This window comes from Bacillus pretiosus, assembly GCF_052947655.1.
The window spans coordinates 3221495-3237711 of sequence record NZ_CM129593.1 but is presented as its reverse complement, the minus strand read 5'-3'; the positions used below and the strand labels follow the sequence as shown (position 1 = coordinate 3237711).

Sequence of the window (16217 nt, the reverse complement as noted above, 5' to 3'; positions counted from 1 at the left end):
AACGGGGGAGATGCTTGTGAGGGATCAAGATAAGTGTAGTAAGTTTCAAGCACCTATTCCTTTTCCGGCGTCAGGTATTACGGGGCCAACAGGTCCAACGGGTCCGACAGGTTCTTTAGGTGGACCGACTGGCCCGCAAGGAATACAAGGCGTACAAGGACCAATTGGTCCAACAGGTCCGACAGGAATTCAAGGAGTGCAAGGGGTGCAGGGAGAAATTGGCCCAACTGGTCCAACTGGCTTAACAGGACCACAAGGTGCTCAAGGTAGTCAAGGTCCGATGGGGGAACAAGGTCCACGGGGAATTCAAGGTGTTCAAGGTATACAAGGCGAAAGGGGTCCGACTGGTCCAACAGGTATTCAAGGGATACAAGGAATACCTGGACCAATGGGAGAAACAGGTCCAACCGGAATACAAGGTATACAAGGAGTGCAAGGAGAAATTGGTCTAACCGGCCCAACCGGAATACAAGGTATACAAGGAGTGCAAGGAGAAATCGGTCCAACTGGTCCAACTGGAAATACGGGTATACAAGGTGTTCAAGGTAATTTAGGGAGTAGTGGTTTACAAGGGGTAACAGGAATACAAGGCATTCAAGGGCCGATTGGTCCAACAGGTCCAACAGGTTCTCAAGGAATACAAGGTCCACAAGGGCCGATGGGACCAACAGGAGCAACTGGCATTCAAGGTTTACAAGGTCCACAAGGTGAGATGGGTCTAACCGGTCCAACCGGCTCTCAAGGAATTCAAGGGGTGCAAGGTGTAATAGGCCCAACAGGGGCAACTGGCTTGCAAGGAGATCCAGGTCCAACCGGCTCGACAGGTCAGGCGGGAGTAACAGGTCCAACTGGATCTGCAACAGGTCCAACAGGAGCAACGGGTCCAACAGGTCCACCAGGAGGCCCAACAGGTCCAACGGGTCCAGCAGGATCACCGGGAGGTCCAACAGGTCCGACTGGAGCAACAGGGGCAACAGGGGCGACCGGAGCAACAGGAGCGACTGGAATTCAAGGAGTGCAAGGAATACAGGGACCGACAGGGGCAACCGGTTTAACAGGTTTGCAAGGAGTACAGGGACCGATGGGGGTAACCGGTCCAACGGGTGATCAAGGTATTCAAGGTCCACAAGGAGTAATGGGAGCAACAGGTCCAACGGGTTTACAAGGTCTACAAGGAGTACAGGGACCGATAGGAGCAACAGGCCCAACCGGTCAACAAGGAGTGCAAGGGGCACAAGGTCCAATTGGGCAGGCAGGCCCGCAAGGAATACAAGGAATACAAGGTGAGCAAGGAGTAATGGGAGCAACTGGACCAACAGGCTTACAAGGTCTGCAAGGAATCCAAGGTCCACTCGGTCCAACCGGTCCTCAAGGTTTACAAGGAGTGCAAGGGATAAGTGGTATAACAGGTCCAACTGGTCCTCAAGGAATCCAAGGAATTCAAGGTCCACAAGGGGATATAGGTCCAACCGGTGCGACTGGAATACAAGGAGTGCAAGGTCCAGAGGGTCCAACTGGTCCAACGGGTGCAACAGGCCCGCAAGGAATTCAGGGAATACAAGGAATCCAGGGTCCAGCCGGTCCACAGGGAATTCAAGGTCTGCAAGGAATTCAAGGTCCTATTGGTCCAACAGGCCCAACTGGACCTCAAGGCATACAAGGTATAACTGGCTCGACGGGTCCAAGCGGAGCAACCGGAGCAACAGGTCCGACGGGAGTAACGGGCCCTCAAGGTCCTCAAGGAATCCAAGGCCCACAAGGAGTAACGGGGCAGGCGGGAGCGACTGGATCGACGGGAGTAACGGGTCCACAAGGAATCCAAGGAATCCAAGGCCCACAGGGGATAACGGGTCCGACGGGAGCAACCGGAGTGACTGGAATAACAGGCCCACAAGGAATCCAAGGAATTCAAGGCCCACAAGGTGTGACGGGAGCAACCGGAGCAACCGGAGCGACTGGATCGACTGGTGCAACAGGACCGACAGGAATCCAAGGAATCCAAGGAATAACAGGAGCAACAGGGGGAACGGGAATAACAGGCCCAACAGGTGCTACGGGCCCAACCGGCTTAACCGGAGCAACTGGATCGTCTGCTATATCAACAGGTGGCGGCTATTTCTTCTCTACCTCAACAAGTACAATTGCAGCAAATGCCAACATCCCAATTAATTCTGGATCCACTGTATATGGAACTGGTGTATCTTTAACTAGTGCTACAACTGTCACAGTATCCACACCAGGAATATATTTAGTAAGCTACTATTTCCAAGGGGACGCGACTGGTGGGAATGAGACAGTATCTGTTAGGTTGCTATTAAATGGAACACAAGTAACAGGGAGTTTCATACAAAATGTGACGACATCAACGGTAGTAATCGAACCTGCCATTTCAAATACGCTTCTTGTGAATGTAACGAGTGCTAATTCAACATTAATATTACAAAATGGCCCGTTAGGTGTAGGGCATGTGACGACTATAGCAGGTGCGATTACGGCAAGTTTAAATGTAGTGAGAATACTATAAGGAATATAAAAAACACAAGGAATGTCTGTATAGACACACCTTGTGTTTTTTTCTTTATCTTTTCGGTTGAAAAATATGTTGAAAGAAGTATTTGTGATGTAAGTTATCTACAACTTTATTAGCTTGATATGTGCGATGTTGTTCGAGTCGAAGTCTTTGCTCCATCATTTTTATTGCGTGATCAGATAAACGTAACATTATACATGTCTCCTTTTCTATAAATATAGGTGTCTATTGGTATCGATCCCATATTTATAATTAAGGAGGTACACTGTGTAACATAGGCAAAAAGCACCTTCCTCTCCCATTACGCTTACGAGGTTAGCTGTCGGACTCGGGAAGTGAGAGTTTCCCTACTTAAATAAGATTCGCCCCAAGTAGCATGGCTACAAAAATGGTTCCCCCGCTCCAAAATTTGGACTCAGCAAAAGGATTTATAAAGTAAAGGATAACATAAATAAATTGATGAGTCAAACTATTTTATGTTTTCTGATTTTTTGAGTGAGGTTAAAACCACTCCATCGGGTAATATAATATCATTTATTTTAATAAATCCATGTTTTTTATATAAAGACAGAGCAGGTGTATTTTCTTTCCCTGTTTGTACAATATATGTTTGTGAAGGGGAGAACATGTCAAATACATAAAGTAGTAGTTTTGTGGCGATTCCTTTATGAAAATGATCGGGGGATACTACTAAACGATGAATATCAACTTCCTCTTCATCCATTTTAAAAGAAATAAACCCAGCAAGTGTATCTTCATAAAAATAGCCGTAAAAAATTTCATCACATAATTGAATATCGGCTACAGTATCATAAAGACGAGGAATAGCCGTACTATTTATATATTTTGCTTCAATTTCATAAGCGGGTATTTGAATGTTTAAAATAGAAGTAGCGGTGTTGTGAGAAGTTGTTACTAATTTTTGAATCATAGGGTAAAACCTCCTTATAGACTTTATTTTCATAGATTTGACAAGATTTTTCTTTATTGGATATAATAATTATAATAGTTACATAACAATTTAGTATGAAAAAGAAATACACCATAATAGAAATGGAGGGCTAAAGATGGGATGGATTATCACATTAATAGTTGGTGCTATTATAGGTGCAATTGCAGGTTCTATAACGGGTAAAAATTTTCCGGGTGGTATGTTTGGAAATATTATCGCAGGTTTGTTAGGTGCTTCATTAGGTGGTAGACTATTTGGATCTTTTGGGCCATCATTTGGTGGGATTCATGTCGTGCCAGCATTATTAGGTGCAATCGTATTAATTCTTATTGTATCATTTGTAGTGAAAGCTGCAAGAAAATAAAGATATAGATCATGATGAAAAGCCCTGAATAAGGGCTTTTCATCATTCGAAGAGGTGGTTTCATTGGAGAAATTAAATATTAGAAAAAGAGATAAGTTGAAAAAGTTTTTTAGAGAACAAAATTATTTAGCGGTGTTACTCGGCTTTGCGTTATTGTTTATTAACATATTACTGCTAACGAAAATTTCTTTTGTTTTTACTCCGTTTATCGTCTTTTTAAAAACAATTTTCTTCCCCGTATTATTAGCGGGAGTGCTATTTTATATTTTGCATCCATTCGTTTCGCTTTTAGAAAAGAAAGGTGTTTCAAGAATCGTATCAATCGCTTCTATATATATAATAGTACTAGGATTATTTGTATTTTTAGTTGTAACAGTAATCCCGATTATTAAAGATCAAATTGATGCATTAATAGATAACTTACCGTATTTCGGTCATGAAATTGAACGAGCAGCACGTAGATTCGGGGAAAGTAATTTACTAGGCAAAATTCAAGAGAATTTAAATATTGATGTAGCGAGTATGGTAAAAGACTACACAGTTGATTTTACGAAGTCGCTATCATCAGTAACTGGAAATGTAACTGGATTTTTAAGTACTGTTACAGAGGTCGTTTTAACGTTTGTAATGGTTCCGTTTATATTGTTCTATCTTTTAAAAGATGGTGAACAATTACCAAACCACTTTTTAAAGTTTATTTCAGAGCAAAGACAACCAGCAGCGATGAGAATACTAGATGATATGCATTATGCGATTAGCTCGTATATTAGAGGACAAATTATCGTTAGCTTGTTTATCGGTATTATGCTATTAATCGGTTACCTTATTATTGGTATTAAATATGCGGTATTACTCGCTATTTTAGCAATGATTGTAAATATCGTTCCGTACGTAGGACCAATCATTGCAATTACACCAGCATTAATTATCGCATTTATTGACTCGCCAGCAATGGTGTTAAAAGTAATTATTGTAATGATGGTCGTACAATTAGCAGAAGGTAAATTTATTTCTCCGCAAGTTATGGGAAAAAAGCTAGACATTCACCCAATTACTATCATTTTTATTATTTTAACTGCCGGAAATTTATTTGGAATTATGGGGATTATTTTAGCAATTCCAGGATATGCGATATTAAAAGTGTTAGTAACGCATAGTTATAGATTTGTTAAGTTGAATACGTAAAAAAGAGCTAAAACAGATAAAACTGTTTTAGCCCTTTTTTTATTTATACTCTTGTTGAAGTAAACAAATAAACCTTATGCGTAGGCTTTTAATTCAATGATAGGTAGATTGCTTTCCTTTAGTTTGTAATCAAAAATTAAATCGTCCATGCGAAAATTAGCATCTACTTCAAGAGAAATGAAGGTACCCCCGATTTCTACTTGATTTCCGTTCTCATTTTCAAAAGTGAGCGCACCGTCAAATGTTTCTATGTACTCATCGCAGGTGTATAAATATATTGCGATAGGTGTGAAATGTATAATTACCCCTAAAGTATCATCGTGACTATTATCATCGTTCTTAAATACATCAATCTTAAACGTATCATTCTTTTTAGTAAACCAACCCATGACATCACCTCGTTTTTGTATTACAAATCAATTCTATATATATTGATTATATATCGTTCGGAATAAATTGGTAATAACTATTGTTAAAACTTAATAAAAATAGAAAATTCAGTTTTGAGAGAACGAGAAATGTGATAAACTGTAAAAAAATAACGAAAAGCAATGAAAGAGAAGAGTACATATTCAAAACTTTGCAGAGAGCTGATATGTGGTGGAAATCAGTAAGGGATGAATATGGAATGGGCTCCGGAGCTTCTAGCTGAAATGAGTAGGCAAAGACGGTTACTTCACGTTACGAAGTTGAAGTGAGCTATGAATGATAGCTAATGAAGGTGGTACCGCGGGAGTCTCTCGTCCTTTTTATAGGATGAGGGGCTCTTTTTATTTTAAGGAAGGAGGAGTTAGGGTGAGCGAAAAAATAATGTTAACAGGAATTAAGCCGACAGGTTATCCTCATTTAGGAAATTATATTGGTGCGATTAAACCTGCATTACAAATGTCAAAGAAGAATGAAGGAAAAGCATTGTATTTTATAGCGGATTATCATGCGTTAAATGCTGTTCATGATCCAAGTCAGTTTAGTAGTTATACGAAAGAGGTAGCAGCTACTTGGTTATCACTTGGACTTGGAGAAGATGTTATTTTCTACCGACAAACAGAAGTGCCGGAGATTCTAGAATTAGCTTGGATATTAGCTTGCCTAACTCCGAAAGGGATTATGAACCGTGCCCATGCGTATAAAGCGAAGGTGGAGCAAAATAAAGAATTGGGTTTAGAGGTAGATGCAGGCGTGAATATGGGATTATATACGTATCCGATTTTAATGGCAGCTGACATCTTACTATTTCAAGCTACTCATGTGCCGGTAGGGAAAGACCAAATTCAGCATATTGAAATCGCGCGTGATATTGCGACGTATTTTAATCATACATTTGGTATGACATTTACGCTTCCGGAGTATGTCATACAAGAAGAAGGTGCCATTTTACCTGGTCTTGATGGAAGGAAGATGAGTAAAAGTTATGGAAATGTGATCCCATTATTTACAGAGCAAGAAAAACTACGAAAATTAATATTTAAAATTAAAACAGACTCCTCACTTCCGAATGAACCGAAAGAACTAGAAACGTTATTTATGATATATAAAGAATTTGCGACAGAAGATGAAATACAGTCGATGCGCGAAAAGTATGAAACTGGAATCGGATGGGGCGATGTGAAAAAAGAGTTGTTTCGCGTTGTAGACCGTGAATTAGCTGGACCTCGTGAAAAGTACGCTCTGTATATGAATGAGCCAAGTTTATTATATGAAGCGTTAGAAAAAGGTGCTGAGCGGGCGCGTACTATTGCGAAGGTAAATTTAGCAGAAATTAAAAAACGGATTGGGTTTGAGAGGGAACGCTGAGCGTTCCCTTGTTTTTTTTATAAAAAAATCGAACGAAATTTAAATTTGTTACCAATATAGAGTGAGGGAGGGATAGAAATGGTTACAATTCTCCAATTAAAAATGTTGCTAGTTCAAATAGGAACAGAAATTGTACCACCTAGTAATTTAAAAGAAAAAATTTTAATTCAAGTTAATCTGATGGAGGAAGTAACATTTAATCATGTTGAGGTGAATAAAGATGAGTGAAATTGTGTTAGCAGTTCAAGGTTTAAGTAAGACTTATGAGAGTGTAGATACAAATGTTAGAGCTTTACAAAATGTATCTTTGGAGTTAAATAAAGGAGAACTCCTTGCTGTAATGGGAACGAGTGGGTCTGGGAAGAGTACATTGCTTAACATACTTGGTGCTTTAGACAAACCTGATGAGGGAGTCGTATATGTAAATGGTGAAGTCCCTAAAAATATGTTTGTTGAACCATATGCAACGGAGTACAGGCGGGATAACATAGGATTTATATTTCAGTCATTTCATTTATTAAAGGATTTATCTGTAGAAGAAAATATTGCGTTACCCCTCATATTATCAACTGATTCAGAAGAGGAGATACGAGAAAAAACAAATAAAATATTAGATGTTCTTGGTTTAGTAAATTGGAGAAATCATCGACCAGTTCAGCTTTCTGGGGGACAACAACAGCGTGTTGCAATTGGTAGGGCATTAATAACATCTCCTCCAATTGTTCTTGCAGATGAACCTACTGGAAATTTAGATTTCAATACGTCTAATGATATTTTACGAGTACTAGTCGATATGAAACAAAAATTTAATCAAAGTATGATTCTTGTTACTCATGATCCTCACATTGCTACGTATGCAGATCGGGTTCTCTTCTTTCATAATGGAGAAGTTGTTGATGATTATACGTGTTCTCATGGAGTAAATGATATGAATATTATTTTAGATAAATTTAAAAAATTAATGGAGAAATCAAAATGATAAAATCAGTACGAGGATTAGGTTTACGCTTTTTTAAGATGAATAAATTTACTGCTATTTCCTCTATAGTTAGCGTTATGTTGGCTGTTTCTCTAATTGTTACGATGATTGTATTTTCGAGTCATGCCAAACAGTCTGTTATAAATGAAGTTAAAAATTTATATGGAGATATGGATTTATCTGTTGGATATAACCCTGATCAAAATAAATTGATGGATAAATCTTTACTACAAAATATTAAGGAACAAGGAAATATTGAATACATGTCAAAAGTATTGGTAAATCATTTTCAAGTGAATAAATTGAATACAACTATTTATACAGTAGGTGTTCAAAATGATTCGTTATCTAAAAGTCGATATCACTTCTCTAAAAATCTATCAAATGAAGAAGTAACATTAAATGATGGATTAGCGGAAACTTTACAAGTAAAAGTTGGGGAAAAGGTTGAAATAGAAAATAAATTCTATGTAGTAAAAGAAATTTTACCTGATATAGAAGCTGGAGGTTCAGCTCCAGACATACTCGTTTTATCGGAAGGTGCGGTGAAACAGCACGTATATGAAAAAACGGGTAAACACAATGAGGCTACTTATGTGTTGATAAAAGCAAAAGAGAATGCAGATGTACTAGCATTGTCTAGTCAAATTCATAAAATAGACAAAGAATTAAGAATCGATATTGCGGAGGAAGACGAGTTTTTAAAAAGTAACTTAGTGTCATTACATATTTTTATAGTTATTGTATCTGTATTAATACTTATTATTACATCGTTATTATTAATGTCTAATTTTGAAGTGTTTTTATATAAATATAAAAGTCAATTTGCTATTATGCGATCAATGGGAGCAACAACGAAACAAATGTTTAAAGTTATATTTATTCAATGTAGTGTAATTAATTTCTTTGGTGGAATATTTGGTTTGTTACTAGCTGTAATAAGTAACCGTTTTTTACAAAGTTGGCTAGAGCATGTATTTGCTTTTCAAATTAATACAATGAGTTTCGACTATGAAATAGCAATTGTAACAATGATTTGTAGTATCTTTTTTATTGAATTGTTTATGTTATATCCTTCATACAGAAGTTCGAAAATATTGCCAGTAAAGCTTATGCGCGAAAATGAGGAATCCGACTTTTCTAATAAAAAAACACGCAGTATGATGGGGAAGTTCCTTTTAATTAGTAGCATATTTTTAACTGTTTTAGGTGGATTTGTAGCAAATACGGGAGATACGCAGGCGATAGTGATATTAATAGGGTCTATATTTCTTGTTTTAGGGGTGTATATATTATTTCCTATTTATCTTTCTTCGATATTAATAGCATGTCTACCTATAATGAAAAAAATATTTGGAAGGAATACATTTGTTGCTATTAAAAATGTAATTCCGCAAGTAAGGAAAAATACATTTGTTATCTTAATGATAAGTACAATGATGGTGATAGTTGTCTTCGGATCCACTATATTTAAAACGATGCAAAAAAATAATGAAAGATATTTAAAACGAGAATTTCCAACACATATTGTTGTAGAAAATCGTTTGAATAATGATTCAACAATTTCCTCACCTCATATACAAAATATATTTAAAGAAATAAGTAGTGTAAAAGGAGCTAGTACAATTAGTACGAACTCACTTGCAGAATTAAAGCAAGGTGAAAAATATATTACTTTTGACTATAATTTAGGTGATTTGAAAGAAATGGAAAAGCAAGGATTACTGCCAGAAGTACCTGCGAATTTGGAGAATAGTATAATTATTACCGAAGAGTTAGCAGAGCGGTATAAACTTCATGTAGGTGATATCGTTCAATTGGGTCTATTTTCAGAACAGGAACAAAAAGTTAGACCGACTAGTAAGGTGGAAATTGGGTTAATTGTTAATGAGCTACCGAATTCTCCTGCGGTACTTATGGATTGGAGTAATGTAACATATAAACAAGATTATACAGTTTTTGAGCGTGCATTTATTAGTTCAAATAATGAGAGAGAGACGTTGGAGCAATTAAAGGAATTAAAAGGTCAATATCCACAATTAAAAATAAGTAGTTATACCCAATCGTTAAAACAATCTAATTTAATGTTTCAGCAAAGATGGTCCATCTTCATTGTTGTTATTATAGTAATTTTGTTAAGTGTAACATTAGGGGTATGTAATACACTTATAAATAATATTCAATCTAAAAGAAAAGAGTTTGCCATTTTACGAGCAATAATAGTTAAGAAAAAGGGGATTGTACAAGTTATTTTGACGCAAGTTAAATTATATGTACTTATTGGAATAGTGCTAGGCGTTGTGATAGGAACATTATTAACCTATATGGTAAGTATAATAGATCGTACACCTTTATTTTTTAATTTCAAACTTATCGTAACGGTAATAGCGGGGATGTTTGGAATAGTCCTTATTATTTTTCTACCTTTTGCTAATAGAATAGGAAAAAGGGATATTGTACAAGAGTTAAATAAGGATAATAAATAAAAATATAGTCAAGGTGAATCTCATCTTGACTATATTAATAGTTCAATTCGAATTCTGAAAGTCAGTAACAATCCTCTCAATAACAGAAGGAAGATTACTAGGTAACTCATCTAGCGGAAAGAAGCGCAGTTCTTTCGATTCCGTTTGGTCGCATACAAGTTCGCCATTGAATTCGCGGCAAATATAAACAACGAGTACACCGTGTACTTGATCGCCGTTTGGATAGATTTGAAAGAAATCTGGTCCTGAGTATGTACGGAATAGTTCTGGATTTTTAATAATAAGTCCAGTTTCCTCATACACTTCTCGCTTTAAAGCGTCTTCTAACGTTTCGTTATATTCTAAGGCCCCGTCAATAATGCCCCAGCGGTTAAAATCTGTACGTAGCTGCAGTAATATTTCATTTTTCTCATTTAATATAATGGCGTGTGAACCTATTAAAATAAGTGGATGATTTCCTACTAAATTTCTCATGTCTTCAATATAACCCATGTTATTTCTCCTTGCTTTTAATAATAGTTAGGAAGTTCTTTTAACATTCTTTCTGTTTTACGTGCTGTATAGGCTAAGTTATGATCATCTTTCGTTCTGAAAAATAATGTGCGTAAAAAGGTTTTAATGTTGGCACATAATATACAATACTCATTAAGCGAAAGGCGTTTTCTAATTTGAGGAAGCCTTTTTATTTTTTTATAAATAATTGAAATTAACTCATCTTGCGGAAAATCATGATATAGCATCGATAGTAACGGTGTAACAATTCGTTCATCTTCATTATTATGAAAAAGGTCAGATGGAATGAAGATTTTATTCAATAAACAATGAATTAATTCTTCATACCACTCAAAAGTCGTATAGGAATTGTGAACAATTTCAGTAAAGGCATCAGATACGTGGGCAAGACAATGAGCCCATCCTTTATTTTCAATATAGCCTCGGAAATCTGTTTCTAAGTTTGTGTATGTAATGAGTTTGTTTTTTATGTCTTCAATATCCTCTTCTGTAAAAAAGTAGTGCGAGTTAGCGAATTGGAGTATTAACGCAAGTAACGAAACAGTATAAGAACGTGTGAAAACCCCATCTGTATGCGGGGAGTAAATGTCACAATATAAATACTCATCACTTAAACAAGTTTGTAAAAGTAATTTCAGCTGATCATCCATAAGGAATTCATGATGAATGAAATGTGCAAAACATTTATATATAAGTTGGTAACGAACGTAACTATCAGTCGTTCCGATATACTGAAGCATGTTGAGTGTTAACTCATTTATATCTATATGTTGCAGTTGCGTATAGTCATTTTGTTGTATAAGCTCTAACTGTTGTTGTAACGTTGTAATATCCAATGGAGAACCTCCTCCGCACTTTAAAGATGCGATGTTTTCTAGTATTCTATATATTCAAGGACAATCCTGCTCATGCAAGGAGAACAAGTAGAAATTCGAGTATGACATAGATGAGGGAAGTATATGATGACTATAGAACAGTTAGAAAAACATTTTAAAATAAGAAGAAATGCTTCTTCTATTATGATAAAAGAAAATAATGCAGAGCTTTTTACAGAAGAGCAATTAGAAGAAATAGTGCAGTATTGCATTGCTGAGGCTGAAAAAGAGGGAATAGAAAACTTACATTTTGAAATTTCTTCAAAAAGCCCAAATTATGATGTATATAAGAAATCTTTCGAAACGTATTCATTTGAATATGCTACTGAAAACATGATTGTATTTAAGGATATATATGAAGTAGAAGGTGTAGAAAGTGAGATTGATTTTAAGCTTATTGAAGAGATAGGCGAAGACGCTTTTTATTCACTGTGGAATGAAGTGACGGGAGAACAAATTGATTATGATCACTTTGTAAATATGATGCTACAAGAAATTGGTGAGCAATGGAAAGAGCATTGTTTAACAGCGAGTGTCGATGAAGAGCCGGTAGGAATTGTAATCCCGCATATTGAGAGTGGTACGTTAGAAGAAGGAAAACTAATGTATTTCGCAGTTGCTCCAAATATGCGAAATAAAGGGTATGAAGCAGCGTTCTTTACAGGGGCAATGTTTGTCTTAAAAGAAATAGGCGCATCTTATTATATTGGCGAGACAAATGTACAAAATGAGTGGATGAAGGATGTTTTTGAAAAGAATGGATGTCAGTTGTTAAGTTGTACTGAGCGATATGTGAGAAGGTTTTAGGAGGGGGAAAAGGTTCTTGAACTTGTTTAACGGGAATCCGTGTACAAATTTTGAACAAGTAAAAGAACTTCTAGCCTGTTTGTAAGATAAAAAGAAAAATGAGAACGACAAAATAGATATTCCTATAATACAATAGAGAAAGATTCGATTATACGAGAAAGTGTTGGTGAAAGAATGGAGCAGCAAAGAAATTGGTTACAAGCAACTGTAGAAAGAAATGAAGACAATACGTTATATATAAAGTGGGAAAATAATATAGAAGAAGTTCGCATTTACTGGAGTACTTCACCAGAGCATATTGAAGAAACGGGAGAATTACTTGCAACGGTAAATGGAGAATCATCATGTACAGTTCAAAACCCGAGTGAAACTGAACGTCCATATTTTAGACTAGTAGGAAGTAATGGACAAGCAGTGACAGTAGCTGAGCGTAGATTGCCATTACAAGGCGCGTTTAACTTCCGTGATATGGGAGGATATGAAACGACTGAAGGCCGTAAAGTAAAATGGGGCAAGTTGTACCGTTCTGAAGAATTAGCAGGACTAACAGAGTGGGATATCGACTATTTACAAAAGTCTGGCTTAAAATTAATTTGTGACTACCGTACAGATTTTGAAGTGAAGCATAAGCCGAATCCAGAGATTACGGGTGCTCGTCAAGTGTGCTTACCAGTTATGCAAGACTTGGCAAAAGACTTGAACATAAATGAATTTTTCCAAGTTGGTGACCTTTCTATGTTAGGGAAACCAGGCGAGTATCTTGTGAAAATGAATCAAGATTTCGTAAGTGGTAATGAAGCATTCGTGAGCTTCTTAAACTTAGCACAAAACCCAGAAAACTTACCGTTAGTAAACCACTGTACAGCTGGAAAAGACCGTACTGGATTCGGATCAGCACTATTATTACTTTTACTAGGTGTACCGGAAAAAACAGTAATGGAAGACTATTTACTAAGTAACGGCTTCCGTGAAAAATTAAATGAAAAAATGATGACTTTTTTAGGTGCAAAACTACAAAACGATGAAAGTAGAGCAATATTAGGCGCAATGTTTGAAGCGCGCGCTGAATATTTACAAGCTGCGATTGATGAAGTGAAAAAGCAATACGGTTCAGTTGAAGTGTATGCTGAAAAAGCACTTGGCTATACGAAAGAGTCGTTAGAAGACATGAAAGTGTTATTGCTAGAGGATAAATAATGAGGAGGGAGGCTAATTGGATTAGCCTCCTGTTTCTATTATGAAATTTTTCGTTGTCTTATTATTCCTATGACAATTGGAATAACTGTCCCAATTAACAATATCGGTAAAAATAATTTTCCGAAACCGCCGCTCCAATATAAAGCTATTGAAATTGTTTCAAATTGGATGAAAGCAAAAATAAGTAAACAGACATTTTTTAATTGATTAAGCATTTTTCTGCTATTTAAATAAAACAGCGGAGCATTCGATTCATGCAGTCTTTGTGGGTAGTTATGAACTTCTGGAAACTTTTCTAAAGTTTGCATTAAAAGGAGTATGAATGCCCCAATTCCTGGTAGAAGCAAAAGTTGCCACTTTGATCCCCAGCGATCTACAGCCCCATATGCGTTATAATGTGTGGGTACTTCCTCGGGTAATCTTCCCCAAATGATAATCAAAAAAATGATTGATCCAAAGAATAATGAATATCCAATGATATCTCCAATCCATTCACTTTTTGTTTTTGGGATTTGTATTTTAGGTCTTCCCCATGAATTTACTATGTCTTTCCGCCCCTTTCTATTCCTGTATTCCCTTTTTTAAAATTGGATTCATTATCCAAATTATCTCAAATTTATAGTATTTTCACAATTAATTATTTTTGAATAACATGATTCGTGTGTCTGAAACAACTTTAAGATTGCTGTACAGCTATTATTCGTAAAGGGAAAAAGTTCGACTTAAGAGACGATTAATGAGAAAATACAAGTTGTAAATAACGTACTAGTTGAGGAGAGCATAATGAAATACAAAGTTATATTATTCGACGTAGATGATACATTATTAGATTTTCCTGAGACGGAAAGAAACGCATTACATAACGCGTTTGTACAGTTTGGCATGCCTACAGGGTATGATGATTATCTTGCAAGTTATAAAGAGATTAGTAATGGATTATGGAGAGATTTAGAAAATAAAATGATTACACTAAGTGAATTAGCGGTAGATCGATTTAGACAATTATTTGCACTGCATAATATAGAAGTAGATGCGCAGCAATTTAATGATGTATACCTTGAAAACTTAGGGAAAGAAGTACATCTTATAGAAGGTGCAGTACAATTATGTGAGAAACTACAAGATTGCAAGTTAGGTATTATTACGAATGGATATACGAAGGTGCAACAATCGAGAATTGGAAATTCGCCTTTATGTAACTTCTTTGATCATATTATTATTTCAGAAGAGGTTGGTCATCAAAAACCAGCGCGTGAGATTTTTGATTATGCATTTGAGAAGTTTGGGATTACTGATAAATCAAGTGTACTAATGGTCGGAGATTCGCTAACTTCTGATATGAAAGGCGGAGAAGATTACGGCATTGATACGTGTTGGTATAATCCAAGTTTGAAAGAAAATAAGACAGATGTTAAGCCGACTTATGAAGTGGAGAGCCTGCTACAAATTTTAGAAATTGTGGAAGTGGCGGAAGAAAAGGTAGTTTCATTTTAATCGTGTCGATATAATTTGAGTTGCGTTCAATTTATAGGTACGATCGGTGTAATAACTAGAGGTGAGTGAAAGATGTTAACGTTTTTATTTGAGTTAGACAAAAGTATTCCGCAGAAAGATGAGCCACGGTATGCTGCTTATGCAAATGGCTTTATTGAAGGGGATTTAACGATTCATGTGGGTGACAGAGTACTTTTTCAAAAGTCATGTATGAAGGTCGCAGAGCTCGGCATTTATTTAGGACAGTGGATGGAACAAGTGCAACATGGGAAGAACGAACAGTTGAATTATGAAACGAGTAACCGTGAGGAAGTAATTCTCGGATTCTTATATGAAGAGGAAGATCAGTGGAGAGTTGCTTCTAGTTGGCAGCAATTTGAACTTCAGGAGCGTATATCCACTACAGTATTAGTAGAAAGCGTTGGGCGTTATTTGAATGAGCTCAATAAGGAGCTGCGCGCGATAGAATATCCTGTGACGTTTGATCAGTACTTAAGAGGAGAGCGAATGATGCAGCTTTCTTATAAACGACTGTGTGATAGTAAAGCGGATACGACTTCAATAGAGGTTTACAATGGAAGCGAAGGAGTAGGCGTAGTACGGGGCTATTATAAAAATGCGTTGATGAAAGTGCTAGACTTCATTCCGAAAGTCGGTAGTAATATCATTTATGAAATAAAGGATAGTAAGGACAATATTCGTGTCATTGCAAAGGATGTAAGTAGGCAGCGTCAAAGAAGAATTTTAGTAACGTACATCGATAATAATGATGCAGAGCATGAAATACTTGTATGTGACGGAAAGTTATTAGATGCAAATTTCTTATTTACTTTTACATATAAGGGAGAAGAATATGTTGTTCACAAAACTTCAATTGGGCTTGGAAAGTTATTACGAAACGGCTATGTAATCGCAGATTGGAATATTCGTCCTGAGGAAGATATGTATTATATCGAGATGGATGTATATGATGAAGATTATATAGAAGATCAATACTTACTGTTAGGCGTATTTCATGCTGTTTTGTATGGTTGATAAATG

Annotated in this window: 17 protein-coding genes, 1 riboswitch and 1 other annotated feature; of the genes, 11 read left to right on the top strand and 6 right to left on the bottom strand. The window is 36.4% G+C overall.

Features of this window, described 5'->3' with window-relative positions:
• The first annotated feature begins 10 nt into the window (after nt 1–10).
• Nucleotides 11–2524, top strand: coding sequence for a BC_3345 family exosporium-associated protein (locus tag ACU8YW_RS16570; RefSeq protein WP_426934019.1), 2514 nt, complete (start codon nt 11–13; stop codon nt 2522–2524).
• Nucleotides 2525–2578: 54 nt separating this feature from the next.
• On the opposite strand, the gene ACU8YW_RS16565 is transcribed toward ACU8YW_RS16570, so the two are convergent.
• Nucleotides 2579–2722, bottom strand: a complete 144-nt coding sequence (locus tag ACU8YW_RS16565; protein WP_000945246.1) for a hypothetical protein — start codon at nt 2720–2722, stop codon at nt 2579–2581.
• Nucleotides 2723–2818: 96 nt separating this feature from the next.
• Nucleotides 2819–2961: riboswitch (cyclic di-AMP (ydaO/yuaA leader) on the bottom strand.
• A gap of 38 nt (nt 2962–2999) precedes the next feature.
• The gene (locus ACU8YW_RS16560) at nt 3000–3461 is read right to left on the bottom strand and encodes a GNAT family N-acetyltransferase (RefSeq protein ID WP_060487765.1); all 462 of its coding nucleotides are present in this window, start codon (nt 3459–3461) and stop codon (nt 3000–3002) included.
• Between the two features lie 136 nt (nt 3462–3597).
• Here ACU8YW_RS16560 and ACU8YW_RS16555 point away from each other — a divergent pair, with 136 nt between their 5' ends.
• Together ACU8YW_RS16555 and ACU8YW_RS16550 are read left to right on the top strand one after the other, a co-directional pair.
• Complete coding sequence (locus ACU8YW_RS16555; RefSeq protein ID WP_000539721.1) at nt 3598–3846, top strand: GlsB/YeaQ/YmgE family stress response membrane protein; 249 nt, start codon at nt 3598–3600, stop codon at nt 3844–3846.
• 63 nt (nt 3847–3909) lie between these two features.
• The gene (locus ACU8YW_RS16550; RefSeq protein ID WP_048546503.1) at nt 3910–5031 is read left to right on the top strand and encodes an AI-2E family transporter; all 1122 of its coding nucleotides are present in this window, start codon (nt 3910–3912) and stop codon (nt 5029–5031) included.
• A gap of 74 nt (nt 5032–5105) precedes the next feature.
• On the opposite strand, the gene ACU8YW_RS16545 is transcribed toward ACU8YW_RS16550, so the two are convergent.
• Nucleotides 5106–5420: a hypothetical protein gene (locus tag ACU8YW_RS16545; RefSeq protein ID WP_088064057.1), complete on the bottom strand. Its 315-nt coding sequence runs from the start codon at nt 5418–5420 to the stop codon at nt 5106–5108.
• A 153-nt stretch (nt 5421–5573) separates the two neighbouring features.
• Nucleotides 5574–5782 (top strand) — a binding site (T-box leader).
• 5 nt (nt 5783–5787) lie between these two features.
• Between ACU8YW_RS16545 and ACU8YW_RS16540 the strand changes: the two genes are divergently transcribed.
• The 4 genes from ACU8YW_RS16540 to ACU8YW_RS16525 all read left to right on the top strand — a co-directional run bounded on the left by ACU8YW_RS16540 (nt 5788) and on the right by ACU8YW_RS16525 (nt 10290).
• Nucleotides 5788–6825, top strand: a complete 1038-nt coding sequence (locus tag ACU8YW_RS16540; RefSeq protein ID WP_097907286.1) for a tryptophan--tRNA ligase — start codon at nt 5788–5790, stop codon at nt 6823–6825.
• A gap of 78 nt (nt 6826–6903) precedes the next feature.
• Nucleotides 6904–7053, top strand: coding sequence for a hypothetical protein (locus ACU8YW_RS16535; protein WP_087984140.1), 150 nt, complete (start codon nt 6904–6906; stop codon nt 7051–7053).
• Nucleotides 7046–7804 carry an ABC transporter ATP-binding protein gene (locus ACU8YW_RS16530; RefSeq protein ID WP_088064055.1) on the top strand — a complete coding sequence of 253 codons (759 nt, stop codon included), beginning with the start codon at nt 7046–7048 and terminating at the stop codon, nt 7802–7804. Before ACU8YW_RS16535 ends, ACU8YW_RS16530 begins: the two co-directional genes overlap by 8 nt.
• The gene (locus ACU8YW_RS16525) at nt 7801–10290 is read left to right on the top strand and encodes an FtsX-like permease family protein (RefSeq protein WP_262719477.1); all 2490 of its coding nucleotides are present in this window, start codon (nt 7801–7803) and stop codon (nt 10288–10290) included. Before ACU8YW_RS16530 ends, ACU8YW_RS16525 begins: the two co-directional genes overlap by 4 nt.
• A gap of 42 nt (nt 10291–10332) precedes the next feature.
• On the opposite strand, the gene ACU8YW_RS16520 is transcribed toward ACU8YW_RS16525, so the two are convergent.
• Both ACU8YW_RS16520 and ACU8YW_RS16515 read right to left on the bottom strand, forming a co-directional pair.
• Nucleotides 10333–10782 carry an NUDIX hydrolase gene (locus ACU8YW_RS16520; protein ID WP_446893974.1) on the bottom strand — a complete coding sequence of 150 codons (450 nt, stop codon included), beginning with the start codon at nt 10780–10782 and terminating at the stop codon, nt 10333–10335.
• Nucleotides 10783–10799: 17 nt separating this feature from the next.
• Nucleotides 10800–11639, bottom strand: coding sequence for a DUF2785 domain-containing protein (locus tag ACU8YW_RS16515; protein WP_088064052.1), 840 nt, complete (start codon nt 11637–11639; stop codon nt 10800–10802).
• 123 nt (nt 11640–11762) lie between these two features.
• Between ACU8YW_RS16515 and ACU8YW_RS16510 the strand changes: the two genes are divergently transcribed.
• Nucleotides 11763–12485 carry a GNAT family N-acetyltransferase gene (locus ACU8YW_RS16510; protein ID WP_088064051.1) on the top strand — a complete coding sequence of 241 codons (723 nt, stop codon included), beginning with the start codon at nt 11763–11765 and terminating at the stop codon, nt 12483–12485.
• Nucleotides 12486–12659: 174 nt separating this feature from the next.
• The gene (locus ACU8YW_RS16505; protein ID WP_088064050.1) at nt 12660–13682 is read left to right on the top strand and encodes a tyrosine-protein phosphatase; all 1023 of its coding nucleotides are present in this window, start codon (nt 12660–12662) and stop codon (nt 13680–13682) included.
• 38 nt (nt 13683–13720) lie between these two features.
• Here the strand turns inward: ACU8YW_RS16505 and ACU8YW_RS16500 are convergent, their stop codons facing one another.
• Complete coding sequence (locus ACU8YW_RS16500) at nt 13721–14170, bottom strand: DUF1648 domain-containing protein (RefSeq protein ID WP_446894114.1); 450 nt, start codon at nt 14168–14170, stop codon at nt 13721–13723.
• Nucleotides 14171–14465: 295 nt separating this feature from the next.
• Between ACU8YW_RS16500 and ACU8YW_RS16495 the strand changes: the two genes are divergently transcribed.
• Both ACU8YW_RS16495 and ACU8YW_RS16490 read left to right on the top strand, forming a co-directional pair.
• Nucleotides 14466–15176 carry a YjjG family noncanonical pyrimidine nucleotidase gene (locus ACU8YW_RS16495; RefSeq protein WP_426934018.1) on the top strand — a complete coding sequence of 237 codons (711 nt, stop codon included), beginning with the start codon at nt 14466–14468 and terminating at the stop codon, nt 15174–15176.
• 72 nt (nt 15177–15248) lie between these two features.
• Nucleotides 15249–16211 (top strand): tubby C-terminal domain-like protein, encoded by a 963-nt coding sequence (locus ACU8YW_RS16490; protein ID WP_088064047.1) that lies wholly within the window; start codon nt 15249–15251, stop codon nt 16209–16211.
• Nucleotides 16212–16217: the final 6 nt, after the last annotated feature.